This window comes from Thermococcus sp. ES12 (assembly GCF_012027515.1).
Classification (GTDB): domain Archaea; phylum Methanobacteriota_B; class Thermococci; order Thermococcales; family Thermococcaceae; genus Thermococcus; species Thermococcus barossii.
In genome coordinates this window covers 1-417 of record NZ_SNUP01000103.1, presented here as the reverse complement: position 1 = coordinate 417, position 417 = coordinate 1, and the positions used below count along the sequence as shown (strand labels likewise).

General features: G+C 40.8%; 1 pseudogene. It reads left to right on the top strand.

The annotated features are described in order from the left end of the window. Nucleotides 1–18: 18 nt before the first annotated feature. A pseudogene (locus tag E3E37_RS11260) lies at nucleotides 19–417 on the top strand (oligosaccharyl transferase, STT3 subunit); the annotation flags it as partial.

The window sequence follows — 417 nt, the reverse complement described above, 5'->3', positions numbered from 1 at the left end:
TCTACGATTGGAGCGCTGGTGTTTCAAAGGGAGAACTACAGGATAACGGCAAAGCCAGGAAAGACATGGAATGTAGTTGTTAACCTTAAAGGACAAGCAATAGCACCAAAAGAACTTTACGTGGAATATAAGGGACAAGTGGTAAAGCCAAACCTTTCAATCTCAAATACGAACACATACCTTTACATCAACCTCGATTATAAATATGCAATATTTATGAACGAAGAAGCCTTTAACACAACCCTAGCAAGGCTTTTCATAAGGCCGGAAGAACCTTATGAGGTAGTCTACTCCGACGGAGGAGTTGTAAAAATCCTGAAGCTTAAACATCCTAACGTTAAAGTGGAAAAAGATGGTGAAAAAGTTATCCTCAGATTTGAAAATGCGACGGGAACCGGGGTAGGAATATGGGGCTTC